Here is a 24,702-nt window from a genome sequence, read left to right as displayed (position 1 = left end):
TTTGATGCATTCAATGCCGCTGCAGGATACCGCCTTCGCCGTATGTCCTCAGCGCTTTACCAGCTTTTCGTGAGCAAACGCACAGTCCATAAACCCAATTCAACCCAATCGTACTCAGAAAGATAGCAAGATGTTGCGGTGACAGCGATTTACTTAACGTATCGATAAAACCTGCTAACGCCGTCGTACTGGACATCGCCCAAAACGCACAGCGGTTTGTGCAGTTGGCCAGTAACAGCAATTTCTTATCGAAATTATCGCTGCAAACACTTGGTTTTAAGCGCAGTGTCCCCATATCAAACTGCAGATTATTCACTTCATTGGCAGTATTCATGAGCAACAATCCTATCAACGAGTTCAGTGCCAACTGGAACATTAGCCTCGACGTTAATGGCAACGCCGCCAGCGCTGAGGCTAAAACCGAGCTGGTGCCGGTAACCAAACCCGACGTGCTTCCGGTGATGCCGTTGCAAAACCGACCGTTTTTTCCTGCCCAAGTCATGCCTGTTGCCGTCAAAGGCGGTGAGTGGGAATCAACCTTAAAAGCGGTTGAAGAGAGCGAACATAAGTTGATGGTGCTGTTTCATACCAGCCAACCAGACGCTGCCAATGGTGAACTCAATTTAGACAAACTGGCGCAAACCGGTTGTGTCGTGCGGGTACATCAGTTTGATCAGACTGAAGATGGGCAATTCCAATTCGTAGCAGAAGGGGTTGAGCGGGCCCACGTACTCCGCTGGGTAACTAAGGAGCAGCCGTACTTGGCTGAGCTGAGCTACCCAATTGAAGAACACCCAGATACCAAAGAGATTAAAGCTTACGCCATTGCCATCATTAAGGCATTGAAAGAGCTGATCCCGCTCAATCCACTCTACTCTGAAGAGTTAAAGCAGTATTTAGAGCGTTTTGGCCCAAGCGAGCCTTCGCCGCTCAGTGACTTTGGTGCCGCGATTACCACCGCCTCTGTTGCCGAACTGCAAAGCGTGCTCGACACCGTCAGTCTGCTGCCGCGGATGCAAAAGGTATTAGCGCTGCTGAAAAAGGAGCTTGATGCAGCCAAGGTTCACTCTGAGATCTCTAAAGAGGTAAACAAAACGCTCGATAAGCGTGAGCGTGAGTTTTTCCTCCGTGAACAGCTCAAGGTGATTCAGCGCGAGCTGGGAATGTCTAAAGACGATAAAACCTCCGATGCCGATGAATTCCGCCAACGTATTGAAGGTAAAACTCTGCCGAAGCAAACCCAAAAGCGCTTCGATGAAGAGATGCAAAAGCTATCGGTGCTGGAAACCGGCTCGCCGGAATACGCTGTTACTCGCAGTTACCTTGATTGGCTGACTCATGTGCCATGGGGGGTGTTCAGCAAAGACAGTATCGATGTGGCCAAAGCTCGTAAAGTGCTTGATAAACACCATGACGGTTTGCAAGACGTTAAAGAGCGGATCCTTGAGTTTCTTGCGGTTGGCTCCTATAAAGGCGAAATCGGCGGTTCTATCATCCTGTTGGTTGGTCCTCCGGGCGTTGGTAAAACCTCAATTGGCAAATCCGTTGCTGCTTGTTTGGGGCGTCCATTCTATCGCTTTAGCGTTGGTGGTATGCGTGATGAGGCCGAGATCAAGGGCCACCGCCGTACTTACATCGGCGCAATGCCGGGCAAGTTGGTGCAATCACTGAAAGAGTCTGAAGTGATGAATCCGGTCATCATGCTCGATGAGATCGATAAGATGGGTAAGAGCTTCCAGGGCGATCCGGCCTCGGCTCTGCTAGAAACCCTCGATCCGGAGCAGAACGTTGAGTTTCTCGATCACTACCTTGATGTCCGACTGGATCTATCAAAGGCATTATTCGTATGTACCGCTAACACCTTAGACAGCATTCCGGGGCCGCTACTAGACCGTATGGACGTCATTCGTTTGTCTGGTTACCTTGCCGAAGAGAAGCTAGCGATAGCTAAACACCACCTGTGGCCACGCCAACTAGAAAAAGCGGGCCTGAAGCGCTCCCAACTTAAGATCAGCGATCCCGCTCTGCGAATCGTGATTGAAGGTTACGCCCGCGAAGCAGGGGTACGCGCACTGGAGAAGCAGTTGGCTAAGCTTGTTCGTAAGTCGGTAGTTAAGCTGCTGGAGAGTGAATCAGAAAAACTGAGCATTGGCATTAAAGACATTGAGCCGATGCTGGGTATGACCCGCTTCAAAAACGAAGAGGTTCTCTCTGGTACCGGAATTGTTACCGGTTTGGCTTGGACCTCAATGGGTGGGGTAACCCTGCCGGTAGAAGCCACTATTGTTCATAACCAGAGCCGTAACCTTAAGCTCTCTGGTCAGCTTGGGGATGTAATGAAGGAGTCGGCAGGCATTGCCCACAACTACATTAGCTGCAACCTTGAAAAGTACGGCGCCGAACCAAGCTTCTATGACAAAGCCTTTATTCACCTGCACGTACCTGACGGCGCAACCCCAAAGGACGGGCCAAGTGCCGGTGTAACCATGGCTACTGCCCTGCTCTCCCTAGCCCTAAATAAGGCCCCATTAGCGGGTATTGCCATGACTGGTGAGTTGAGCTTAACCGGACAAGTAATGCCGGTTGGTGGGATCCGCGAGAAGGTTATTGCCGCCAAGCGCCAGAAAATCAAAACGGTGATTCTGCCGGAAGCCAACCGCGGCGATTTCGACGAGTTACCGGATTATGTTAAAGAAGGTATAACCGCCCACTTTGCGGAGCAATACGCTCAAGTGGCCAAAATCATGTTTGGCTGACATCGGCATAATAAAGGCCGTGTCGTAGTTAGCTGTTGACGTTTATCTTAAGCCTTCGGCTTCACCGATTGCGGTGCTTTTAGGGGAGAATGTCACGGTGGCGACGGCACATTCTTATATGCATTAGGTCGCAGGCCAAAGCGCTTCGCTGGACTGCTCCAATGCGGCAGAAGATCAACGGCGGTTGTGCGTTAGCCTTGTATCGCGAATCGCCTAGTCGGTGCTTTAACTGTATTGGAAGATCAACACTTAATTGGTTCACAGCCATAATAAGCGGGAGGCAATCGCCTCCCGTTTTTCCATCGGCAATACCCGCAGGCAAACCACGCACTTGCTTCACCGCGACAATCCCCCAAAGGCGTTAACCGATAATATTGAGATAGTGTCTGTGCTTTGACGTCAGCGGTGATACTTGAACATAGCCTTGCATCCCATGAATATGTTTTAAGGGGTGATTGGCTTTTGTACGACTCCAGTCACAGAATGAAACAAACTCAACCCATCTCATTGAAACTATCGCAGCTTAACCCCATCAAATAGGTTCTACAGTTCGACAAAGGAGTCGAGATGGGAAAGTTTTTTAAAACGGCGTTAGCGATGTTGATGATGGTGGGGCAACCCGCCGCAGGCTTCGCAACGCAGTCGCAGTTTGAACAAAAGCACCAGCCAAACAACGCGGCTGAACAGAACCGTTTTCATACCGGCAACGTGCTTGAATCCATCGCCAGTTATCAGGCTTACCAACCTACTCAAGCACTAACAACCTTCGAACCGCTGTACCAACAAGCGCAACATGCTCAAAATGAGCTTGCTATGCTAACCCAAAAAAGTGCCTACCTTTCGGCCACCGATGCACTCATTCCTCAAGTAAAAAGCCCACAACGTGCATTAGCCAAGCTCCACGCCGATTGCGATGGTGACGTAACCAGACTGACTGATCTGGCGCGCAGCTCATTAGTAGCCAATGACGTTGATGGCGTTGTACGAGCCTACCGCCAGCTCAAAAGTGAGGTTGAGGTAGTACGGGTTAAAAACCGTTTCGCAACCCCTAAAGCCAATGGCTATCGTGACATGAACCTATTGGTTCGCTTGCCCGCTAGCGGTCATATTGCTGAAGTACAGATCCACTTAAGCGAAATTGCTGCGATTAAAAATGGTCCAGAGCACGACATCTACCAGCAGATTCAGCAGATTGAACGGCGCAGCAGTAATCCATCTGAATTTGAATTGGCACAAATAGACAAGCTCAAATGGCAATCCACCCAGATGTACGAAACCGCGTGGAGCAATTACATCACTCCAAAACACAAAGTCGGCTAACGCCACCAGTTACAAAAAACTAAAAAGGAGCCAGTGGCTCCTTTTTAGTATCAGCGGTGTCGCAATTTTAACTAGCGTTGCAACAGCAATTCCCCGGCAATAGGAACGTAGCGATCGGCAGCGTCAATAAGCGCCTTGGCGGTTAGGGCTTCAACCCCATACACCTCAACCTCAACGTTATATTTGGCACGAATATGATTAGCTAAAATGGCAAAGTCACCATCGCCAGAAAGTAGAATCACCACATCAACATCAGCCGCATGCTCCATCGCATCGATGGTGATGCCGACGTCCCAATCGCCCTTAGCAGTGCCATCTGCTCGTCGAATAAATGGCTTAAGTTTTACTTCAAAGCCGATCGCCCTCAGAATATTCTGAAATTGACGCTGCTTTTCATCACCACTATCGATGGCGTAGGCAAAAGCATTAACCACATTTCGATTTGCAGTCGCACTGCGCCAAAAGCGGTTGTAATCAAAGTTACAGCCGAACTGTTGTCGCGTAGTGTAATAGACGTTTTGGACGTCAGATAGGATCAAAACCGACTGCATGGGTATTTTAGGCTCTTAGAAATAATCTTAATTTATCAGGGCTTAGCTTACACCGACTGGGGCTAACTAGACAGTGTAACCACACTGTTAGGGTTACTTTAGCCGGTGGCTCGCAAGAGCTTGCAGCAATGGCTTAGCAAATGAGTAACCGGAGCGACTAGAACGGTCTTAGGTGGCTAAGGTCTGTACTACCGGAGAATCGCTAGCCGCTGCTGACCAAAGGCTGTTGCTGTTAAGGAAGCCAACAGCATGCCGTTAGTTTGGCGGGCGAAGAGTAAGCTTAATGTGGTCGGCGATCCGTAATGCCATTGCCACAACGGTTAAGGTCGGGTTGGCGTAGCCACCGGTTGGAAAGGTCGAACTGCCAGCAATATATAGATTATCAACACCATGCACTTGGCAGTTGGCGTCAACCACGCCGAATTTAGGATCCTCATGCATGCGGGTGGTTCCCATCAAATGGTGTGAGCCTGATGGCTTAACTATCTCCACTGTGCCTTCATTATTGAGCTCATAGTCGAAACTACCGAGGCCAGCATGGGACAAGGTTTCCGCCATTAATTTTACCGTTCGAGTTAAGTTGTCGGCGTCATGTTTGTGCCAATGCCAGTGGACCTCCAACTTGGGGCAACCCAACGAGTCAAGCTCGGCACTAAGCCGAACCCGATTATCGGGATGGGGCGTTTGCTCAATACAGTGGCGCACCTGAAAACGCTCAAAGCGCTTATGATTGCCGCTTAATGCTGACCAACCACCACCTCGGCCAAACTGAGGAAACAACGGCTGTTGTTGAAATAGAGATGCATATATCGCTTTAACGATTGCATCTGTTCCAAGCAGCATATTGATGGTCAGTTTTGGTAGTGACTTGAAGAAACCTGCTGGAATGGTGCGCTTTCTTAGCCCGGCGGCATTGGCATTCAAGTTCTTTAGTAAGCTCCAACCGTTTTCGCCGACGCTTTTAAACGATTCCAACGCCCGCGTTTGTCGGACGCTTGGGCAAGGAAACAACATGCTATTGATATTGATGAGGCCTTCACGTTGCAACACCGGTTTGGAGAAGTGCAAGTAGCCTTGCACTGGCACCCCTTTGACCTGCCGTAGATCGTAAACGCCAGCTCGCTCAAAAACCATGCGGTCACGGGGAGTAAAATAGCCGCTAACCGCGGTTGGATGATCATGGTAGTAGCGCCCAACAACATCATGTTGATTACCTAATCCCTGCGGCTGTTGCTTATTCGACATCAGCAAGATGCGAGCGTTTTCAAAGGCACCACAGGCCAGTACCACCACCTTAGCGGTTACCCAAAACTGATTACCATTAAGACAGGCTACACGAACCCTGCCCATGCTTTGACTGCCCTCTTTGGTGCGCACTTCCACCGCATTGGCATAGTGGTAGATAGTAATGTTGTCGGCATTCTCAAGTTCTTGTCGATAGTCGCCAAAGAAGGTCTTTCGTCGGCCAAATTGAAACATGCTTGTTTCGAGTCCGTCGACATCAAATGGCAGTTCGCTCTGTTGGTCGTGAAGCCACGCGGAGGGATGGTAATCAAGGGGGCCTATCTTGCAAATTTTTTGTGCTCTGGCAAAAAATGGCATTAGCGTTTGCCGCTTTACCGGCCAACCACTAAAGGCGACACTCTGCCGTTGCTCAAAGTCGATTTCGTCAAACATGGCGTAGCGCACCCCAATATGGTGCTTTTCTATCTTCAATACCCAACTGTTCGACAAACCGCCAAACTGACGATTAACCACCTCGTAAGGGGCAATCAACGGATCGCCAAAGGTGGTTCCAGCGGCTAACTGCTGTGTCTGCGGATCAAAGTCGGTCGTACCGCTTTCCAGCACGGTGACCTTAATATCAGCGCCGATCAACTCCCGCGCGATAGCGATACCTGCAGGGCCAGTCCCGACAATACAAACGTCTGTTACCACTTGGCTGTTCACGAAGCCACGCGCATCAATAGCCATCAAATGTCCCTATCAAGTCTGCCTGAGCCACGGCCCTTCATCGTTATGCAACCAACAAAAAAAATCGACTCCAGCAAAAGCTAGAAGCAAATCCCTATAATTGCTTAAAAAAATTGTGGCTATTTGGGCTCGGGAGTTAGCTAACGTGGTTGGGAATAGAGCAGAAGTTCACCATAGCGGTAACACTATGTCGCGCTTAACAACAAACGATCGCTGGGGTTAGCTAGCGGTTTAAACATTATTAGCGCAAACAACATTTCCGTTGTCGCAGCAAGGTTCACAAAGGTTGTCTCTAATGCCAAACAACGTGCACCTGCTGTGATAGCAGTAACACCGGCCAGCCATTAGGTTTGATTGCAGTAGCGCCTATTGAACAAAAGTAACTTACGCTAATGGCAGCGCCGTAAAGCTATAATCCTGCTGTTGCTGGGCATTAGCCACGGTCATTGGCACTCCTTATCCAATCGAGGCCGGCTCAGAACTAGCGCTTGTCGTCAGCAAGATCGAGTGCCGCCATTGGTGGCTAAATCCCATACCAATTGAGATACAGCGACAATAGCCACTCAGGGCTATAACCTATTCGCTTTGATATCAGGCTGCCATCAGAGTCAATGATAATAAAGGTTGGAAATGCAACTAAATCAAGTTGTTGCTGCAGTTGCTCGGTAGCTAAAAAAACCGTTGTTCGATCTAAGGCATGGGTAGCAACGAACGCTTCAACTTCCGCTTGGTGTTGGTAAGATGCCGCAACGGCGACGACATTGCGCTGTTGCTGCTGCCACTTCACCACTGCTGGACTGGTCAACTCACAAATCGTGCACCATGGCGCAAACAGATAGATGAGCTGTGGCTCACCGCTTGTTAGTTGCTGCGGTTGTCCAGCTAAGGTTGGCAGTGGGGTCGTATCGATAGCACCAGATACCGGTGCCATCATCATGCCCCGAGCCATGCCACCAAACCAGAGCGCCAGTAAACCGATAATCAGGTAACTAACAATGGTTTTAACTAGTGAGATTGCTGCTTTCATTAGGATCTCTATCTTCACCTGCACAAGAACAAAAACGGCCTGCGTAAGCAGACCGTCTATCGACTAAATTTGTTGCGTTAATCTGGCTTCGACAAACCAAAGTGCAGATAGGTTCGATCGGATACGATACGACCACGGGGGGTTCGTTGCAGGAACCCTTGTTGAATTAAGAACGGCTCCAACACATCTTCGATGGTTTCACGCTCTTCACCAATGGCAGCAGCAAGGTTCTCTAACCCAACTGGACCACCATTAAAGCGTTCGATAATGGTGGTGAGCAACTTGCGATCGAGCAGATCAAAGCCCTCTTTATCGACATCTAACAGTTGCAGCGCTCCTGACGCTACCTCAGCAGTCACCCGGCCATCGTATTTTACTTCGGCAAAGTCGCGCACCCGGCGTAACAAGCGGTTGGCAATACGTGGAGTACCTCGACTGCGGCGTGCAACTTCAATAGCACCCGATTGATCAATCTCGAGATTCAATACCTCGGCACTGCGGTTGACGATGGTGGTGAGATCAGCAACGTTATAGAACTCCAATCGCAGCGGAATACCAAAACGAGCACGCAATGGTGATGTTAGTGAACCTGCTCGAGTGGTAGCACCAATTAACGTGAACGGCGGTAGATCGAGCTTAATTGAGCGCGCCGCTGGGCCTTCACCAATCATGATATCCAGCTGATAATCTTCCATCGCTGAATAAAGGATCTCTTCAACAACGGGGCTGAGGCGATGGATCTCATCGATGAACAGTACGTCGTTTTCTTCAAGGTTGGTTAACATCGCTGCCAGATCGCCGGCTTTTTCAAGCACCGGACCGGAGGTGGACTTAATGTTCACCCCCATCTCATTGGCGACAATGTTGGCTAAGGTGGTTTTACCTAAACCCGGCGGGCCAAAAATCAACAAGTGGTCGAGCGCTTCGCCGCGATTGCGTGCAGCTTGAATAAAGATATCCAACTGCCCTTTCGCTTCCGCCTGGCCGGTGTAATCCACCAGCATCTTGGGACGCATAGCGCGATCAATCACTTCCTCTTCTCGGCTTTCAACCGGTGCCGCCACTAGGCGATCTGCTTCAATCATGTCTGTGCCTTGGAGTTACTTAACGCTTATAACATCGCTTTAAGCGCGTCTTTGATTATCTGTTCCGAGCTTAACCCCGGCGCCGCAACTTTGGCGACTACTTTGCTTGCTGCAGCCGACTTGTAACCTAATGCCACTAACGCGGCAATGGCGTCGTCTTGCGGATCAATTGGCTTATCAACCGCGGCATCAGTACCGTCATTACCTGCTAGACGGTCTGCATATGGTGTTAACAGCGGCGCACTGAAGTTCTTGAGGCGATCGCGCATCTCTACCACTAGTCGCTCAGCGGTTTTCTTGCCAACACCAGGGATTTTGGTTAAGCCAACAACGTTTTCCGCCTGAACCGCATCAACAAACTGTTCCGCCGACATGCCAGACATAATCGCCAATGCCATCTTAGGGCCAACGCCGTTGGTTTTGATCAACTCACGGAACAGTGCTCGCTCTTCGCGACTGGCAAAGCCATACAGTAACTGGGCATCTTCTCGCACCACAAAGTGGGTTACCACTGTGGTTTCAACGCCAGTATCTGGCAGTTTATAGAAGCTGCTCATCGGCATCTGGATCTCATAGCCAACACCACCGCATTCAATGATTACTTCCGGTGCCGTCTTTTCAACCAAGATCCCACGTAAGCGTCCAATCACACTGATTCTCCTAACAAGCGCTAAAGCGGTTACACCAAAAGCGGCATAAACCACTGTCTATATTTACAGTAGTGGTGATAGTAACGGATTGCGTTGCAGTCGTCATCCGCTAAAGAGATTATCTTATCGAATCACTTTGTCGCTGCTGCACTAACGGTAACGACGCCCCACTCGTGCAGTCGCTTTGCCGGCCATAGCCACCAAACCGCGTTGCATATGAGCATGGGTAATGGCAATGGCCAGTGCGTCAGCGGCATCCGCTTGCGGAATACCGGGCAATTTTAGGATGCTAGCAACCATGTGTTGCACCTGCTCTTTCTTGGCGCCGCCGCTACCAACCACCGCCTGCTTAATTTGGGTTGGCGAGTATTCATCAACCGGTAACTCGTTGTTCATTGCAGCAACAATGGCACTGCCCCGCGCTTGGCCGAGCTTTAAGGCTGAGTCGGCATTGCGCCCCATAAACACCCGCTCAATAGCGAATTCAGTTGGCTGAAACTGTTTGATGAGTTCGCAGACGCCGTCATAAATCACTTTTAGACGCTGCGGCAGTTCTTCGTCTGGCAGCCGAATACAGCCACTGCCTAAATAGTGCAGGTGACGGCCATTGGTTTGAATAACACCGTAACCGGTAATGCGAGAACCGGGATCAATGCCGAGGATGATTGCCATTATTATTGTTGTTCCGTCGCTATGGTATGAACTGCAAGATCAAAAAACCCGGCTTAGGGCCGGGTTTTTACTGTAACGCAGTCAACTAGACAAACACAGCGCCAAAGCGCTTTGGGTGTGTTAGTCCTGCTTTTCTTGCTGTGGCATGCGCGCGATAGCGAGCTCAACCAGCTGCTCATCGTTGGCTGTGCCCGGCGCGTTAGTAAGAGGACACGCCGCGGTGGTGGTTTTCGGGAATGCCATCACTTCACGGATAGACTCGGCGCCAACCATCAGCATGATCAAACGGTCTAAACCAAACGCCAAACCAGCGTGAGGAGGGGTACCGTATTTCAGTGCGTCCAGCAAGAAGCCAAACTTCTCTTGCGCTTCTTCATCAGAGATACCCAGTACGCGGAATGCCGCAGCCTGCATATCTGCTTGGTGAATACGTACCGAACCACCGCCCAACTCACAACCGTTCAATACCATGTCGTAGGCATCAGACAATGCGGTATCTGGGTTGGCTTCCAGCTCTGCTGGAGTCATGTTGGTTGGTGCGGTAAACGGGTGGTGCAAGGCGTAGTAACGACCGTCTGCTTTTTCAAACATTGGGAAGTCAACAACCCACAATGGCGCCCACTCACCAGACAGCAGTTCGAAGTCTTCACCTGCTTTGAGACGCAGTGCGCCCATTGCATCGGTTACCACTTTGTCGCTATCGGCACCAAACAGGATGATGTCGCCGGCCTCAGCGCCGTTACGCTCAACAATGGCGTTAACGATATCGTCAGACAGGAACTTAGCAATCGGCGACTGAACGCCTTCGATGCCGTTACCCGCTTCGTTGATCTTCATCCACGCCAAGCCCTTAGCACCGTAGATGCCAACGTACTTGGTGTATTCGTCAATCTGCTTACGAGACAGCTTAGCGCCACCTGGTACGCGCAGCGTTGCTACACGGCCTTCTGGATCGTTGGCAGGAGCTGAGAATACTTTGAACTCAACCTCTTTAAGCAGATCTGCAACATCAACCAGTTCCAGTGGGTTACGTAAGTCTGGCTTATCAGAACCAAAGCGACGCATCGCTTCTGCGTAAGTCATGTGCGGGAACTTAGGCAGATCCACGTTCAGCATCTTCTTGAACAAGGTGCGGATCATGGTTTCGGTTTCGGCCATTACCTGCTCAGCAGACATGAACGAAGTCTCGATATCGATCTGAGTAAATTCAGGCTGGCGATCAGCACGCAAGTCTTCGTCGCGGAAACACTTAACGATCTGGTAGTACTTATCCATGCCAGACATCATCAACAACTGTTTAAACAGCTGTGGTGATTGCGGCAATGCAAAGAACTGGCCCTTGTGAGTACGGCTAGGTACCAAGTAGTCGCGGGCGCCTTCTGGAGTAGCAGCAGTTAGGATTGGGGTTTCCACATCCATAAAGCCAGAGTCATCCAAGAAGCGACGAACTTCAGAGGTTACCTTGGCACGGAACTTCAGCTTGTTGGTCATCTCAGGACGACGCAGATCCAAGTAGCGGTACTTCAAACGCTGCTCTTCCGACACGTCGGTGTTGAAATCGATTGGTAACGGCTCTGAGCGGTTGATGATGGTCAACTCTTTGCCCAGCACTTCAATCGCACCGGTATTCATGTTCTTGTTGATCTGGCTGTCTGGACGTAAGCGTACCAAACCTTTTACTTGGACACAGAACTCGCTGCGCAAGCTCGATGCAGTAGCAAAGGCCTCTGGCAGATCTGGATCGTAAACCACCTGTACGATGCCTTCGCGGTCGCGAAGATCCAAGAAAACCACACCGCCCATGTTGCGAGCGCGGTTAACCCAACCCACTAGAGTTACTTCTTGGCCGTCTTGGGCCTCTGTGACGTTTCCACAATAATGGCTGCGCATCGTCAGTTCCTGTATATCAAAAGCATGAAGGCGTAGAGGAAGGTGATTCCACTACACAAAATTTAGTAATGGCGCAGTATAGAGAAAAAGCGGCGCAAGCAGAAGTAATCGAGCCGGTTCAGTTATTACTTTGCTGCGAAATCAACCATTTTTAACGGTTAACTACGCTAACTGGTAACCGCTTGGGCCTCTTTGTTGCACTTTAATGCCAGTCGCTACCGCTTTATTAAGTAAGCTAACGCCATCAAGACCGTGATTGGGGTAAGTGGCAATACCAATATGCACCTTTAGCGGGATGTAATCTGGAATGCTATGCAACATCGATTCGCTGCCAGTAAGCAGTGAATTGGCCACACTGACAATACCGTCATGTTGCTCCACTCGATCTAGCACGATGGCGAAGGTTTGTTGATCAAGGCGGGCAATGGTGTCGGAACGGCGTAACGCTTTTCGCCAAACGGCGACCAACGCACACAGCAGTTTACTGTTATCGGTTGTACCGTTTGAGTTTGCCGCTGAGCTTAAGTAAGAGCCATGGACGCTAACCACTAACAAGGCAAGCTTGGCTTGCTGGCGCTGGTGACGATTAACCGCCATTGCCAATCGGTCGTCAAACAGGTTGCGATTGGGCACACCAGTTGCCGGGTCCAACCCCACTGTTGGCACTTGCCGTTGCGCTAAGCGCTGATAACGGCGTGCACTGTGTTGCCACAGCAGCGCCAAAATTAAGCTTAACATTGCCAAAGCGCCGCACAATATCCAGCCTAATTGCGGTAACGTCGTTACCGTTTGCGGGGCAGCAGCAACCCGACTGGAGCATAAAATAACTAAAGCAAAGACAAGTAATTGCATTGATTTTTTCTATTCCAATGGCAGTTAACTAAAATTTACAAAGTATCGCTCAACAAATGGTCAAAATAGGTCCTAGCAGTTAGATTGAGCTATTGCCCGTGTATTGGCCTAACGCTAAAATCGGCGCCCTATTTCGCAGGAATCCGCCATGAGCTCAAAGCACGACCAAATTTTTTCCCAACCACATCAAGTCAGCGACTTTCGTTTTGACGAAAAGGTGGTTGCTGTTTTTCCCGATATGATTTCACGCTCGGTACCGGGCTATGCCGAAATCCTTAATACCCTATCGTTACTGTCATCGCGTTTTGTCTGTGCTAACAGCAACGTTTACGATCTTGGCTGTTCGTTAGGTGCCGCTAGCCTTGCCATGCGGCGCGGCATCAAACAGGATGAGGTAAAGATAGTCGCCATTGATAACTCTGAGGCGATGATTACTCGGGCTAGCGAACATCTCGATGCATTTGTTAGTGATGTTCCTGTCGAATTGCACTGCGCTGATATCCGCGAAGTAGAGATCAGCAACGCCTCGATGGTGGTGCTTAATTTCACCATGCAGTTTTTAGCGCCAGCCGATCGTGACGCTTTGGTGGCGAAAATCTATCAAGGTATGAAGCCCGGTGGCTTGTTGGTGGTTTCGGAAAAATTGAATTACAGCCAGCCTAAGATCCACCAGTTGCTGGACGATCTCTACCTCGACTTCAAACGAGGTAACGGCTACTCCGAATTGGAGATAAGCCAAAAACGTACCGCTCTGGAAAATGTAATGAAACCTGACACCCTTGAGGACCACCAGGCGCGCTTTGCTCGTGCCGGGTTCGAAGAATCGGAAGTGTGGTACCAGTGCTACCGCTTCGCATCAATGATCGCGGTGAAATAATGGACTTTAGTAACTTCTACAAACGCATTGCCGGAACTCGCCTTAATCATTGGCTCGAGTCAGCACCGTCGCAACTGGCACAGTGGAACAAATATCACCGCAACGGCAAATTCCCTAAATGGCAAAAGGTGCTGGATAAGCTGCCAGTCCGCCAGCCTGAGTTTAGCGATATCCAAACTCAGGTAGCGTTTGGTCACGCTGACGAACTCAGCGAAGGGGAGCAGAAAAAACTGCACAACCTATTGAAGGTGTTACACCCTTGGCGCAAAGGTCCGTTCCATCTATACGGCATTCACATCGATACCGAATGGCGCAGTGACTGGAAATGGGATCGTTTAAAGCAACATATTAGCCCAATGAAGTACCGGACCGTGCTCGATGTCGGCTGCGGCAGCGGCTATCACATGTGGCGAATGCTCGGTGACGGTGCCGAACTCGTTGTTGGTGTCGACCCGTCTGACCTTTTTTTAGCGCAATTTGAAGCGGTTAGAAAACTTAGCGGCAACACCCAAGATATCCATCTGCTACCCTTAGGGATACAGCAACTGCCCTCTTTGCATGCGTTTGATACGGTATTTTCGATGGGGGTGCTCTACCATCGCCGTAGCCCGATCGATCACTTGTTCCAGTTATGGGATCAACTTAAAGCAGGCGGTGAACTGGTACTTGAAACCTTGGTTATCGACGGTGACGAGAATCAGGTGTTAGTGCCAAGCGAACGTTACGGCAAAATGAATAACGTTTGGTATCTTCCATCCAGTGCCGCATTGATTTTGTGGCTAAATAAGTGTGGTTTCGTTAACGTGCGCTTAGTTGATGAAGATATAACCACTACCGACGAACAACGACGAACCGAATGGATGACCAATGAGTCTTTAGCGGATTACTTAGATCCAACCGATCCAAGTAAAACTGTTGAGGGCTACCCAGCGCCTAAGCGGGCGATCATCATTGCCGAAAAACCGAATAACGAGAACTAAAATGATTCGAACATCTTTTTTGTCTATCACCCTACTGGCCGTACTGAGTGGGTGTGCCGCGACAAAAGCACCGGTTGATAGCGTCACCACAACGGCATTAAACCAAGCTCTGAGTAACCACGGTGCGACGCTACAACAAACGTTGTTGGAGCAAAGCTCGATGCAACAAGAATCGCAAAGCGCGCAGCAACAGCTGTTGCTGGACAAGATTGCTGAGTTACAACAGCAGATTGCTGCCTTGCCACAGCCTGAGCACAAACCAGAACCTGTTATTGCCCCTAAGTGTGAGCCGGTGGTTGTGACGCAGCAGTCCGACAAAATGATTTTCGGCGATGCGGAACGCGTGCTTGCACCGCAATTTGACCGCACCTTTGACGCGCGGGTTGATACCGGCGCGGCCGGCACCAGCATGATCGCGATGAACACAGTAATGTTTGAGCGTAATGGCGAAGAGTGGGTTCGCTTTGACTTGCCTGAAGATGGCGAAAAACAAACCACATTCGAAGCCAAAGTTGAGCACTTCATTCAGATTAAGAAAGCCGCTTACGAAGAGAACGACCGCCGGCCAGTAATTAAGGTACGCCTAAAAATCGGTACCTTTAACGGCGAAACCGAAGTTAACTTAACCGATCGCAGTAAGATGGAGTTTCCATTATTGCTAGGCCGCAAGTTCTTTAAAGATATTGCGATCGTTGATGTATCCAAACAATACGTGCAAGAAAACAACTAAGGATTATTAGGTGTCTCGCAAACCATTTTATTTGTTGATCCTAACTCTGTTAATCGTTGGTCTTGGTTACTCAGGTATTCGTCACTCCGTTGATGGCATTCCGTTGCTGCCTGCAACCGCAACCACAGTATGGACAATCGAAGCTCGAGTCTCATTTGAAGGTCAAGGCCCGGTAGAGGCGTCATTAGCGCTGCCTGGTGACCCCAACTTCACCCTTATGTCTGAGTCGCCGGCTTCTAACGGTTATGGCCTTACGGTTGTAGAAAAAGGCAGCCAACGTCGTGCATTTTGGACCCGCCGGGATGCCGCTGGCACCCAAGAGCTGTTTTATACCACCAGTCTTAAGGTGAACGACTCGCCGGTTGAATTAGCAGGACGCGAACAACAACCAGTGCCTGAGGTTGTGTGGGACGCCAGTGTAGAGGCAGCAGCTCGGGCACTGATTAGCGATGCACACGCCAAAAGTGCTGATAACCTGTCGTTCACCCGCCAGCTTGTGCAACTTTTTAAACAGAGCAACAAGCAGCAAAACGTTGCACTGTTAAGCAGCCGTTATGACAACGCCGAGTTGTTTGTGCGCCTACTTCACTCCGCTGGTATTCCGGCAGCGAAGGTAATGGGCTTAAGCCTAGAAGATGGCCGTCGCCGTCAATCTCTAGAACCTTGGGTTGAGGTAAATACCAACGACCACTGGGTGCTATTTAATCCTCGCACCGGTGTAGAAGGTCGTCCTGAGAACCTGTTGTTATGGCAGCGCTACGGCGAATCGGTACTTGACGTAACTGGCGGCAACAACTCTAAACTCAGCTTTTCGATGATTGAAGAGACCCGCCCAGCACTTGCAACAGCACTTGATTTAATGAGTGACAACGGCCTCTCTATCTACAACTTACCATTGGAAGAGCAATCGCTGTTGCGCGGCCTGTTCTTGATCCCTATTGGCGTATTAGTGGTCGTATTTTTGCGAGTTATTATTGGCCTGAAAACCTCCGGTACCTTTATGCCGGTGTTGATCGCCCTCGCCTTTATCCAAACCAAGCTGTTAACTGGTCTCGTTGGCTTTCTGTTAATCGTTGCCTGTGGCTTGGTGATCCGCTCCTATCTATCCAACCTCAATCTGCTACTGATATCGCGAATATCGGCAGTGGTGATTGTGGTCTTGGGGATCATTGCTGGCTTTACCCTTATCGCCTTTAATCTCGGCTTAACCGAAGGTTTAACCATCACCTTCTTCCCAATGATTATTCTCGCCTGGACCATTGAGCGCATGTCTATTCTGTGGGAAGAGGAAGGCGCCCACGAGGTGTTTATTCAAGGTGGTGGCTCATTGTTGGTTGCAGTAATCACCTACCTAGCAATGGACAACGACTTGGTACGCCATTGGGCTTACAACTTCCTCGGTATTCATTTGGTTATCTTGGCTCTGATTTTGTGGATGGGACAGTACACTGGCTACCGCTTGTTAGAGCTGCGTCGATTCGCGCCGCTGGCTAAGGACGATTGATGACATTTTGCAATCCGTTCTCGTTACGCCGTCGCGGCATTATGGGAATGAACCAACGCAACATCGATTACATTGGCCGTTATAACCCTCGCAAACTGTACAAGCAGGTTGATGACAAGCTAATTACTAAGCAACTGGCGCTAAAAGATAAGATCGCTACACCAGCGCTTATCTCAGTTATCAAAGAGCAACACGAAGTGGCTCAAGTTAATCAGCGCGTGCTTGGCCAACAAGGCTTTTGCATCAAGCCAGCCCAAGGCTCTGGCGGTAAGGGCATATTGGTTATCACCAAGGTGGAAAATGGTCGCTACTTTAAGCCTTCTGGCGAAGAGGTTAGTGGCACCGATATGGAGCGACACTGCTCCAATATCCTTGCTGGACTGTTCTCTCTTGGCGGTAAAAATGATGTAGCGGTGATTGAAGCGCTGATTAAGTTTGATCCAGTATTTGAGGGGTACTCTTTTGAAGGGGTTCCTGATATTCGCTTAATCATCTTCAAAGGCTTCCCAGTGATGGGGATGTTGCGCTTATCAACTGCGGCATCCGATGGCAAAGCCAACCTGCACCAAGGTGCCGTTGGCGTTGGCGTCGATATCGCTACCGGGCAAGCAATCCGCGCAGTCCAACACGATTTACCAGTGAACCTGCACCCTGATACGCAAAAGGATCTATTGCAGATGAAGGTACCCCACTGGGAGCGCTTGCTGTATTTGGCTTCCGGTTGTTATGAAATGTCCGGCCTTGGTTACCTCGGCACCGACATGGTACTCGACAGTGAACGTGGGCCACTGCTGCTGGAGCTTAATGCTCGCCCAGGCTTGGCGATCCAGATTGCCAATGACCAAGGCTTGCTGCCACGATTGCAAAAGGTCGAGTCCCTTGGCGACCAAACCTTTGCCGTCGAAGAGCGGATCCGCATGGCTAAAGAGTGGTTTGGCAATCAGTAACCATTGCTAGCATTACGCATAACTAAGCCACCTAATTTAGGTGGCTTTTGTTGTTAGCACTGTTGGTTGTCGATACTAACCAAACAACTCAGATAACTGCTGTTGTGCCTTTACCTTGCCACCATCACCGCTGGCCATTCCCTCTGCCGCTACATGACGAATATCGGTAATACCAACAAAATTAAGCACTGTAGTCAGCATAGGATCTTGATGATTCATGCCCTGTGCGCCAGTACCAACACCATAACGTCCGCCTCGTGAAGTGATCACCGTTGCAGTCTTTCCAGCCAATAAACCTACTGGACCAGAATCGCTGTAACGGAAGGTCACCCCTACGCGACAGATAAGATCGATCCACAGCTTGAGCGAACCAGGCACTGAAAAGTTATGCATCGGTGCGGCAATTACGATTTCATCAGCCCGCTGTAATTCGGCAACCAGCTCATTAGACAGCGCCAATAGCCGAGTTGCCTGCTCATCACGATGCTCTGCTGGGGTATAAAACGCAGCTATGGTAGCGCTATCTAACGTCACAAGATTGGTATCTGCAAGGTCACGCTCAACCACCTCACCACTTGGGAAGTTACGCGCCCAATCGCGGCTATAGCCATTGGCAAGCTCTCTGCTAACACTGCTCTGTTGGTTAGGGCTTGAATTGATAACTAATAGGGTTTTCATGGTATGGCTCCGTCGATGCTTAATTTGTCTAAAGCCATTCTAATTGCAGCAGATAGAACAAAAAGCGCATAATCTAGCTAGTTATTACCTATTTTTTCGAATGGAATGTCGATGTATCGACCCAGCAGCACCTTAGAGCAGTGGCGGATATTACAAGCGGTTGTTGATTACGGTGGCTACGCCCAAGCAGCGCAGGCACTAAATAAGAGCCAGTCTTCGCTCAATCATGCCGTTGCCAAGCTGCAGCAGGTACTTGGCGTGCCGTTGTTAGAGGTAAAGGGGCGCAAAGCCCACCTGACCAAGCAGGGCCAGGTACTATTGCGCCGCTCTCGTAACCTAACTAGTGAGATTGAGCACCTTGAAACCCTCGCTGCCAATCTTGAACAGGAGTGGGAGGCGGAGATAAAACTATCCCGAGAAATTCTTTATCCGACCGAAGCGTTGTATCAAGCCTTGAGTCAGTTCTATCCACAAAGCCGTGGAACCCGAATTGTGATGGTTGATAATGTAATTAGTGGCAGCAGTGACGCGATTCACGGCGGCAATTTTGATTTAGCGATTACCGGTATTGTGCCAGCGGGCTTTAGCGGGATCGCATTAGGCACTGTACAGATGATTCTGGTTTGCCATCCTCAACACCCACTCACCCGCGAGCCACTTCTGGATCAAAATCGCCTCGCCCAAGAGTTGCAGATTGTCATCCGTGATACCGGCTCGCTGGCCGATCAAGATATGGGCTGGCTAAAAGCCGAACAGCGTTGGACCTTCTCGAACTTCTACGAAGCGATAGCTATCTTGCGCAAAGGCGTTGGCTTTTGCTGGATTCCACAACATTTAGCCACTACTGAAATCGACGCGGGCAATCTAGTTGAGTTGAAGCAGGTTGATGCCAGCGGCCCGACGGTACCGGTGTCGCTAGTTGTGCCGCAACCTGAAAAACTCGGTGCTGCCGCCCAAGCCTTCGCAAAAATATTGGTAGCCTGTGCGCCGAATAACACCGTATTTTAGCACTCGATTAGTGCCCTATTAGCTCGCCATAAGCTTAACAATAAGTAACCACGAAAAAGTACGCAGTAATGGCAACGCTCATTAAGGTGACCAAGCGACGCATCTTATCTGCCGCCACCCGTTTGGCGACGTGGGCAGACATATAGCCACCAAACAGGGTTCCGATCAGTACGGCACTGCCCTCAGACCATGCAATGGCGTCGTTATAAACAAACATTACAATGGCGATCAATGACACCGTCGATGAGATAACCAACTTAATACCGTTCATGGTATTGATATTAGTGAAACCAGCTAGTGCTAAATAGCTCAAGGCAATAATGCCTAAGCCGGCGTTAAAGAATCCGCCATAGATACATACCACGAGTAACACTGCCGCCAACAACAACGAGCCCAGTAGCGACGCATACCGATGCTGAGTTGCCATCGACTTTACTAGGGTGTTGATCTGGCCGCCAAATACAAACAGTAGCGTAGCAAACAACAGTAACCACGGGATCGCTTGTTGAAACAACTGCTGTGGCGCCTGTATCAATAGCAGCGCACCAATTGCACCACCAACAATGCTGGTCGCCACAATCACCAATAGCTGCTTCCGTTGGCCTCGTAGCTCGTCTCGAAATCCATAGGCACCACTAAGATAGCCTGCGCACGAAGCAAAGGTGTTGGTGGCATTAGCACTAACTGGCGCGACACCGACCATCATCAATGCGGGAAAGGTAATAAAACTGCCGCCACCGGCTAACGTATTCAAAATACCGCCAACAAAACCGGCAGCAATTAACAGCAGCAGATCAAAAATCATTAAAAAACCTGTAAAAGTATTAAGCGCTAACACGATTTAACGCATCAACAATATGTCCATGGATGAGGTGCACCATAGTGCCACACCAACGGCAGTAATAGCTTTAACCAGATAAGTTGAACCTGTCGATAATGAGCTAACCATTGGTGCGAGGTTAATTGCCAACCTAAGTAACTACGAATGCCATTACCCGTTCGAATCTTCCTCCAGACTCGATAGTGTGATACTGATCGTAAGTTATAGTTAACAAAAACAATAATGGAGCTCAGAAAATGGAAATGCTGACGCAATGGGTTGGAGCAGTAAACGGCATCGTTTGGGGGGTGCCGATGCTGGCGTTGATCCTCGGGGTAGGACTCTACTTAACGCTTGGTCTACGTGTTATCCCAATGCGCAAACTGGGATTAGGTTTTTCATTATTATGGAAAGGCCGAGATAGCAAAGGCGATGGTGACATCAGTGCATTTAACGCCCTAATGACCTCACTTTCAGCGACAATCGGTACAGGTAACATTGCCGGCGTAGCCACAGCAATCGCTTTGGGTGGCCCTGGGGCGTTATTTTGGATGTGGTGTACTGCCCTAGTAGGGATGGCAACTAAATACGCAGAGGCAGTGTGCGCGGTAAAATTTCGTGAAACTCGAGCCAACGGCGAGTATGCCGGTGGTCCGATGTATTACATCAAAAATGGTTTGAGTGCTAAGTGGGCATGGCTGGCAACCGCTTTTGCATTGTTTGGCGCGGTCGCCGGTTTTGGGATAGGCAATGGTACTCAATCAAACTCGGTAGCGCAGGCGCTCAACACCAACTTTGGCGTTGAGCCATTGGTTACCGGCATTGTGCTGATGATATTGGTTGGAGCGGTGTTGCTTGGTGGGGTAAAACGCATTGCCGCGGTGGCTGGTAAATTAGTTCCGCTGATGGCATTTTTCTACGTGACTGCTGGGCTTGGTGTGCTCGCAGTTAACTTTAGCGAGATCCCAGCGGCAATCGCACTTGTGGTTGAAAGTGCATTTAACCCCGTTGCCGCCCAAGGCGGTTTTGCTGGTGCAGCAGTATGGGCAGCTATTCGTTTTGGTGTTGCTCGCGGCGTTTTTTCCAATGAAGCTGGTTTGGGTTCAGCCCCTATCGCTCACGCATCCGCCAAGACCAACGACCCGGTGCGACAAGGGCTGATTGCTATGTTGGGCACCTTTATCGATACCATCATCGTTTGTTCCATCACTGGGCTTGCCATCATTCTTACCGGGGTGTGGACGTCCGGCGAGAGTGGTTCCGATTTGACCACCAGTGCATTCGCAAGCGCAATTCCATTAGGTAACTACATCGTCACCATCTCATTAGCGGTATTCGCTTTTACCACCATCCTTGGCTGGAGCTTCTACTGTGAACGTTGTGTGCAATACCTAATTGGCGACAAAGCGGTAACACCGTTCCGTATTGTATTTACCTTAGCGGTGCCAGTTGGTGCAGTAGCATCGTTGGATTTTGTATGGCTGTTAGCGGACACCTTAAATGCAATGATGGCTATTCCTAACCTCGTCGCCCTGCTGCTACTCAGCCCAGTAGTATTTAAGCTGACCAAAGAGTACTTTTCCAAGCCAGAAGCAACAGTTCTTAACGAGCCCAAATAAACGGTTGCTGTTGTAAATAGCTGAACATACGGCAGGGGTTACTTCCTGCCGTATCCTTTTTTAACAGGCGCAGATGGCACGGGAATTAGAGCAACGCTGTTCAGTCTGTTGTCAGACCTGCATTCAACCATATCATCCGACGATATTGGATTGAGGCCAATACCGGCGGCTACTCAGTTACGCTGACACGCTGACACGCTGACACGCTGACACGCACTAGCATCACGCTTTAGTACCCAAATGCACTGCGACTTATGGCTATCGGCTATGGCTATGGCTATGAATGATGACGGTTCGAATCGTCCTCCTCTGCAGTCGTAGCTAAACATTGAGTAAAAACAACAATTTTGGTAACTAAAATAGGCTCTGTCGTAGTTAGCTGTTGAAGTTTATTTTAAGCCTTCACTGCACCGATTTCGGTGCTTTAGGTGAGGATGTCGCGGTGGCGACGGCACATTATTGTACGCATTAGGGGCGAGCTTCGCCCCCTTTGCAATCGTCCCTTGCCTTAGGTCGCAGTCCAAAGCGGCAAAAACTCAACGGCGGTAGTGCTTTCCATTTGTCTCGCGGCTCGCCTAGCCGGTGCTTTAACTGCATTGGCAACAACACTTAGTTGGTACACAGCCTCAAAATATGCAGTAGAGGTGCTATCGCAAGATAGCTGGATTCGATACATTAACCATTACTCTAGTGAACAGGGACTGTCATGAGACTGAATCAATCAATTATCGCTTTGTGCTGCAGCGCGCTTTCGCTCCAAGCCTACGGCTTCGATCGTGTTACCGGTGACACATTCGCATCCCGTTCTCCGGTATATGCACAACATGGGATGGCTGCTACTAGCCAGCCGTTAGCAACTCAGGTGGCGCTAGATGTGCTTAAAGCCGGTGGCAGTGCCGTTGATGCTGCCATTGCAGCCAACGCAACCTTGGGGCTAGTCGAACCTACCGGCTGCGGAATTGGTGGTGATCTATTTGCCATCGTTTGGGATGCTAAAACCGAGCAGTTACACGCACTGAATGCATCAGGGCGTAGCCCCAAAAGTTTGTCCATGGCAGACTTTGAGCGTTTAGGCTTAAGCTATATTCCCCCTTATGGTCCGCTGCCAGTATCGGTACCTGGTGCCGTCGACGGTTGGTTCGAGCTGCATGACAAGTTCGGCAAACTGCCAATGGATAAACTATTGCAGCCTGCAATCGATTACGCTGAAAATGGCTTCCCCGTATCCGATCTTATTGCCTTCTACATTGATCGTAGCGTGGCAAAGATTGGCAATTACCCGGGCTTTAAAGAAACCTATATGCCCAGCGGCGCTGCCCCAAAAACCGGGGAAATATTTAAGAACCCCGATCTTGCTGCTACTTATAAACTGATCGCAACACAGGGGCGGGACGCCTTCTACAAAGGTGATATTGCCCGAAGCATTGATGAGTTTATGAAGTCTCAAGGGGGCTTTCTCAGCTATCAAGATCTCGCCGAACACCAAAGCGATTGGGTTACCCCAGTAAGCATCAATTATCGTGGTATCGATGTGTGGGAGCTACCGCCGTCTGGACAAGGGATTGCTGCACTGCAGATTTTAGAGATGATGGAAGGCTATGACGTTGCCAGCATGGGTCAAACCAGCCCGGAGTACGTCCACACGTTTGTCGAAGCCAAGAAGCTGGCTTTTGCCGATCGCGCCAAGTATTACGCCGATCCAGACTTTGCAGAGGTGCCAGTAAAGCAGCTTATTTCAACTGAGTACGCCACTGAACGGCGCAAGCTGATTGGTGATAAGGCTGGCAAGTCGGTTGATGCCGGTAACCCTGCCCTACTTCATGGCGACACCATCTATCTCACCACTGCCGATGCTGCCGGCAACATGGTATCGCTGATCCAAAGTAACTACCGCGGCATGGGCTCGGGCATGATCCCGACCGGTCGAGGCTTTATTTTACAAGACCGCGGCCAACTGTTTTCCCTGAACGAGGGCGAAGCCAACAGTTATGCCCCTGGCAAGCGTCCGTTTCATACCATTATTCCAGCCTTTGCTACAAAGGACGGTAAACCTTGGCTATCCTTTGGTGTAATGGGCGGAGCAACTCAGCCACAAGCCCATGCACAGATCATCATTAACATGATCGATTTTGGTATGAACGTTCAAGAAGCCGGTGATGCGCCGCGAATTTTACATACCGGTTCAAGCCAACCCACTGGTCAAGTGATGAAAAAGGGCGGTGTCGTTAGCTTAGAGTCTGGGTTTCCTTATCAAACCAAACGCGACTTAATGCTTAAAGGTCACAAGATTCAGGAGTCGTTAGGCGCCTATGGTGGTTATCAAGCGATTGAGTGGGACTCAGCTAACAAGGTTTATCGAGGCGCGTCCGAAAGTCGTAAAGATGGTCAAGCGGCTGGTTACTAGCGCTTGAGTTTCACTTTTTTCGCTTTAACCAATTAAGCCATCGATTATTCGGTGGCTTAATTATTTGCTTGTTAAGATTGTGGTTACCGACAGTACCAATAGCTCCAATGTAGCGACGACACTCAAAGGGGCAGCTCCAATGCGGCGCACGATCAGCCCCCCTAAAAAGGCTGTGTACCAACTAAGTGTTGTTCTAACCAATGCTGTTAAAGCACAGACTCCGCGAGTTTTGATAAAAGGAGATTCCAAAAGGGGGCGAAGCTCCCCCTAATACATACCAGAATGTGCCGTCGCTACCACTACATCGTCCCCTAAAAGCACCGAAATCGTTGAAGCCGAAGACTTAAGATAAACTTCA

General features: G+C 49.8%; 21 protein-coding genes. 10 read left to right on the top strand and 11 right to left on the bottom strand.

Annotation, left to right across the window (positions count from 1 at the left end; all coding sequences use genetic code 11):
* Nucleotides 1–10 precede the first annotated feature (10 nt).
* Nucleotides 11–334 (bottom strand): hypothetical protein, encoded by a 324-nt coding sequence (locus HER31_RS05995; RefSeq protein ID WP_168659714.1) that lies wholly within the window; start codon nucleotides 332–334, stop codon nucleotides 11–13.
* Here HER31_RS05995 and lon point away from each other — a divergent pair.
* Together lon and HER31_RS05985 are read left to right on the top strand one after the other, a co-directional pair.
* A complete protein-coding gene (lon, locus tag HER31_RS05990; protein WP_168659713.1) occupies nucleotides 333–2,756 on the top strand; it encodes an endopeptidase La in 2,424 nt (807 codons plus the stop codon). The two genes, HER31_RS05995 and lon, sit on opposite strands and share 2 nt — an antisense overlap.
* Nucleotides 2,757–3,323: 567 nt before the next feature.
* Nucleotides 3,324–4,076 (top strand): RelA/SpoT domain-containing protein, encoded by a 753-nt coding sequence (locus tag HER31_RS05985; RefSeq protein ID WP_168659712.1) that lies wholly within the window; start codon nucleotides 3,324–3,326, stop codon nucleotides 4,074–4,076.
* A 71-nt stretch (nucleotides 4,077–4,147) separates the two neighbouring features.
* On the opposite strand, the gene HER31_RS05980 is transcribed toward HER31_RS05985, so the two are convergent.
* The 8 genes from HER31_RS05980 to HER31_RS05945 form a co-directional block, all read right to left on the bottom strand.
* On the bottom strand, nucleotides 4,148–4,627 hold the full coding sequence (locus HER31_RS05980; RefSeq protein ID WP_168659711.1) for a LabA-like NYN domain-containing protein: 480 nt from the start codon (nucleotides 4,625–4,627) through the stop codon (nucleotides 4,148–4,150).
* Nucleotides 4,628–4,882: 255 nt separating this feature from the next.
* A complete protein-coding gene (locus HER31_RS05975; protein WP_168659710.1) occupies nucleotides 4,883–6,601 on the bottom strand; it encodes a GMC oxidoreductase in 1,719 nt (572 codons plus the stop codon).
* Nucleotides 6,602–7,124: 523 nt separating this feature from the next.
* Nucleotides 7,125–7,628 carry a TlpA family protein disulfide reductase gene (locus HER31_RS05970; RefSeq protein WP_168659709.1) on the bottom strand — a complete coding sequence of 168 codons (504 nt, stop codon included), beginning with the start codon at nucleotides 7,626–7,628 and terminating at the stop codon, nucleotides 7,125–7,127.
* Between the two features lie 77 nt (nucleotides 7,629–7,705).
* Nucleotides 7,706–8,713, bottom strand: coding sequence for a Holliday junction branch migration DNA helicase RuvB (gene ruvB / locus HER31_RS05965; protein ID WP_168659708.1), 1,008 nt, complete (start codon nucleotides 8,711–8,713; stop codon nucleotides 7,706–7,708).
* A 26-nt stretch (nucleotides 8,714–8,739) separates the two neighbouring features.
* A complete protein-coding gene (ruvA, locus tag HER31_RS05960; RefSeq protein WP_168659707.1) occupies nucleotides 8,740–9,363 on the bottom strand; it encodes a Holliday junction branch migration protein RuvA in 624 nt (207 codons plus the stop codon).
* Between the two features lie 150 nt (nucleotides 9,364–9,513).
* The gene (ruvC, locus tag HER31_RS05955) at nucleotides 9,514–10,035 is read right to left on the bottom strand and encodes a crossover junction endodeoxyribonuclease RuvC (protein WP_168659706.1); all 522 of its coding nucleotides are present in this window, start codon (nucleotides 10,033–10,035) and stop codon (nucleotides 9,514–9,516) included.
* 120 nt (nucleotides 10,036–10,155) lie between these two features.
* Nucleotides 10,156–11,925 carry an aspartate--tRNA ligase gene (gene aspS, locus HER31_RS05950; RefSeq protein WP_168659705.1) on the bottom strand — a complete coding sequence of 590 codons (1,770 nt, stop codon included), beginning with the start codon at nucleotides 11,923–11,925 and terminating at the stop codon, nucleotides 10,156–10,158.
* Between the two features lie 162 nt (nucleotides 11,926–12,087).
* Complete coding sequence (locus tag HER31_RS05945) at nucleotides 12,088–12,777, bottom strand: GGDEF domain-containing protein (RefSeq protein WP_168659704.1); 690 nt, start codon at nucleotides 12,775–12,777, stop codon at nucleotides 12,088–12,090.
* A gap of 148 nt (nucleotides 12,778–12,925) precedes the next feature.
* Here HER31_RS05945 and cmoA point away from each other — a divergent pair, with 148 nt between their 5' ends.
* Genes cmoA through HER31_RS05920 form a run of 5 tightly spaced genes read left to right on the top strand, consistent with a single transcriptional unit; the run spans nucleotide 12,926 to nucleotide 17,815 of the window.
* Nucleotides 12,926–13,654 (top strand): carboxy-S-adenosyl-L-methionine synthase CmoA, encoded by a 729-nt coding sequence (gene cmoA / locus HER31_RS05940; protein WP_168659703.1) that lies wholly within the window; start codon nucleotides 12,926–12,928, stop codon nucleotides 13,652–13,654.
* Entirely contained in the window at nucleotides 13,651–14,634 is a 984-nt protein-coding gene (gene cmoB / locus HER31_RS05935) for a tRNA 5-methoxyuridine(34)/uridine 5-oxyacetic acid(34) synthase CmoB (RefSeq protein WP_168663183.1), read from the top strand. Before cmoA ends, cmoB begins: the two co-directional genes overlap by 4 nt.
* Nucleotide 14,635: 1 nt before the next feature.
* On the top strand, nucleotides 14,636–15,364 hold the full coding sequence (locus HER31_RS05930) for an ATP-dependent zinc protease family protein (protein ID WP_168659702.1): 729 nt from the start codon (nucleotides 14,636–14,638) through the stop codon (nucleotides 15,362–15,364).
* 10 nt (nucleotides 15,365–15,374) lie between these two features.
* The gene (locus HER31_RS05925) at nucleotides 15,375–16,868 is read left to right on the top strand and encodes a UUP1 family membrane protein (RefSeq protein ID WP_168659701.1); all 1,494 of its coding nucleotides are present in this window, start codon (nucleotides 15,375–15,377) and stop codon (nucleotides 16,866–16,868) included.
* A complete protein-coding gene (locus HER31_RS05920) occupies nucleotides 16,868–17,815 on the top strand; it encodes an alpha-L-glutamate ligase-like protein (RefSeq protein ID WP_168659700.1) in 948 nt (315 codons plus the stop codon). Before HER31_RS05925 ends, HER31_RS05920 begins: the two co-directional genes overlap by 1 nt.
* A 75-nt stretch (nucleotides 17,816–17,890) precedes the next feature.
* Here HER31_RS05920 and HER31_RS05915 read toward each other — a convergent pair whose 3' ends face one another.
* Nucleotides 17,891–18,493, bottom strand: a complete 603-nt coding sequence (locus HER31_RS05915) for an FMN-dependent NADH-azoreductase (RefSeq protein ID WP_168659699.1) — start codon at nucleotides 18,491–18,493, stop codon at nucleotides 17,891–17,893.
* Nucleotides 18,494–18,604: 111 nt separating this feature from the next.
* On the opposite strand from HER31_RS05915, the gene HER31_RS05910 reads away from it, so the two are divergent.
* On the top strand, nucleotides 18,605–19,501 hold the full coding sequence (locus HER31_RS05910; protein ID WP_168659698.1) for a LysR family transcriptional regulator: 897 nt from the start codon (nucleotides 18,605–18,607) through the stop codon (nucleotides 19,499–19,501).
* Between the two features lie 34 nt (nucleotides 19,502–19,535).
* Here the strand turns inward: HER31_RS05910 and HER31_RS05905 are convergent, their stop codons facing one another.
* Entirely contained in the window at nucleotides 19,536–20,306 is a 771-nt protein-coding gene (locus HER31_RS05905; protein WP_168659697.1) for a sulfite exporter TauE/SafE family protein, read from the bottom strand.
* A gap of 272 nt (nucleotides 20,307–20,578) precedes the next feature.
* On the opposite strand from HER31_RS05905, the gene HER31_RS05900 reads away from it, so the two are divergent.
* A complete protein-coding gene (locus HER31_RS05900; protein ID WP_168659696.1) occupies nucleotides 20,579–21,940 on the top strand; it encodes an alanine/glycine:cation symporter family protein in 1,362 nt (453 codons plus the stop codon).
* A 706-nt stretch (nucleotides 21,941–22,646) separates the two neighbouring features.
* Nucleotides 22,647–24,344: a gamma-glutamyltransferase gene (ggt, locus tag HER31_RS05895; RefSeq protein ID WP_168659695.1), complete on the top strand. Its 1,698-nt coding sequence runs from the start codon at nucleotides 22,647–22,649 to the stop codon at nucleotides 24,342–24,344.
* The last annotated feature ends 358 nt before the right edge of the window (nucleotides 24,345–24,702 follow it).

The sequence above is a fragment of the Ferrimonas lipolytica genome, from assembly GCF_012295575.1.
GTDB classification, from domain to species: Bacteria; Pseudomonadota; Gammaproteobacteria; order Enterobacterales; family Shewanellaceae; genus Ferrimonas; species Ferrimonas lipolytica.
Note: the sequence above shows the minus strand (reverse complement) of the source record. Positions and strands in the feature narration are given on the sequence as shown.

Bases quoted from the DNA above. Each gene is read 5' to 3' on its own strand.
- HER31_RS05995 (WP_168659714.1), bottom strand. From the start codon at position 334: ATGAATACTGCCAATGAAGTGAATAATCTGCAGTTTGATATGGGGACA.
- HER31_RS05985 (WP_168659712.1), top strand. From the start codon at position 3,324: ATGGGAAAGTTTTTTAAAACGGCGTTAGCGATGTTGATGATGGTGGGG.
- aspS (WP_168659705.1), bottom strand. From the start codon at position 11,925: ATGCGCAGCCATTATTGTGGAAACGTCACAGAGGCCCAAGACGGCCAA.
- HER31_RS05930 (WP_168659702.1), top strand. From the start codon at position 14,636: ATGATTCGAACATCTTTTTTGTCTATCACCCTACTGGCCGTACTGAGT.
- ruvC (WP_168659706.1), bottom strand. From the start codon at position 10,035: ATGGCAATCATCCTCGGCATTGATCCCGGTTCTCGCATTACCGGTTAC.
- ruvB (WP_168659708.1), bottom strand. From the start codon at position 8,713: ATGATTGAAGCAGATCGCCTAGTGGCGGCACCGGTTGAAAGCCGAGAA.
- HER31_RS05905 (WP_168659697.1), bottom strand. From the start codon at position 20,306: ATGATTTTTGATCTGCTGCTGTTAATTGCTGCCGGTTTTGTTGGCGGT.
- HER31_RS05975 (WP_168659710.1), bottom strand. From the start codon at position 6,601: ATGGCTATTGATGCGCGTGGCTTCGTGAACAGCCAAGTGGTAACAGAC.
- lon (WP_168659713.1), top strand. From the start codon at position 333: ATGAGCAACAATCCTATCAACGAGTTCAGTGCCAACTGGAACATTAGC.
- HER31_RS05970 (WP_168659709.1), bottom strand. From the start codon at position 7,628: ATGAAAGCAGCAATCTCACTAGTTAAAACCATTGTTAGTTACCTGATT.
- ggt (WP_168659695.1), top strand. From the start codon at position 22,647: ATGAGACTGAATCAATCAATTATCGCTTTGTGCTGCAGCGCGCTTTCG.
- cmoA (WP_168659703.1), top strand. From the start codon at position 12,926: ATGAGCTCAAAGCACGACCAAATTTTTTCCCAACCACATCAAGTCAGC.
- HER31_RS05980 (WP_168659711.1), bottom strand. From the start codon at position 4,627: ATGCAGTCGGTTTTGATCCTATCTGACGTCCAAAACGTCTATTACACT.
- HER31_RS05920 (WP_168659700.1), top strand. From the start codon at position 16,868: ATGACATTTTGCAATCCGTTCTCGTTACGCCGTCGCGGCATTATGGGA.
- HER31_RS05910 (WP_168659698.1), top strand. From the start codon at position 18,605: ATGTATCGACCCAGCAGCACCTTAGAGCAGTGGCGGATATTACAAGCG.
- HER31_RS05915 (WP_168659699.1), bottom strand. From the start codon at position 18,493: ATGAAAACCCTATTAGTTATCAATTCAAGCCCTAACCAACAGAGCAGT.
- HER31_RS05900 (WP_168659696.1), top strand. From the start codon at position 20,579: ATGGAAATGCTGACGCAATGGGTTGGAGCAGTAAACGGCATCGTTTGG.
- HER31_RS05945 (WP_168659704.1), bottom strand. From the start codon at position 12,777: ATGCAATTACTTGTCTTTGCTTTAGTTATTTTATGCTCCAGTCGGGTT.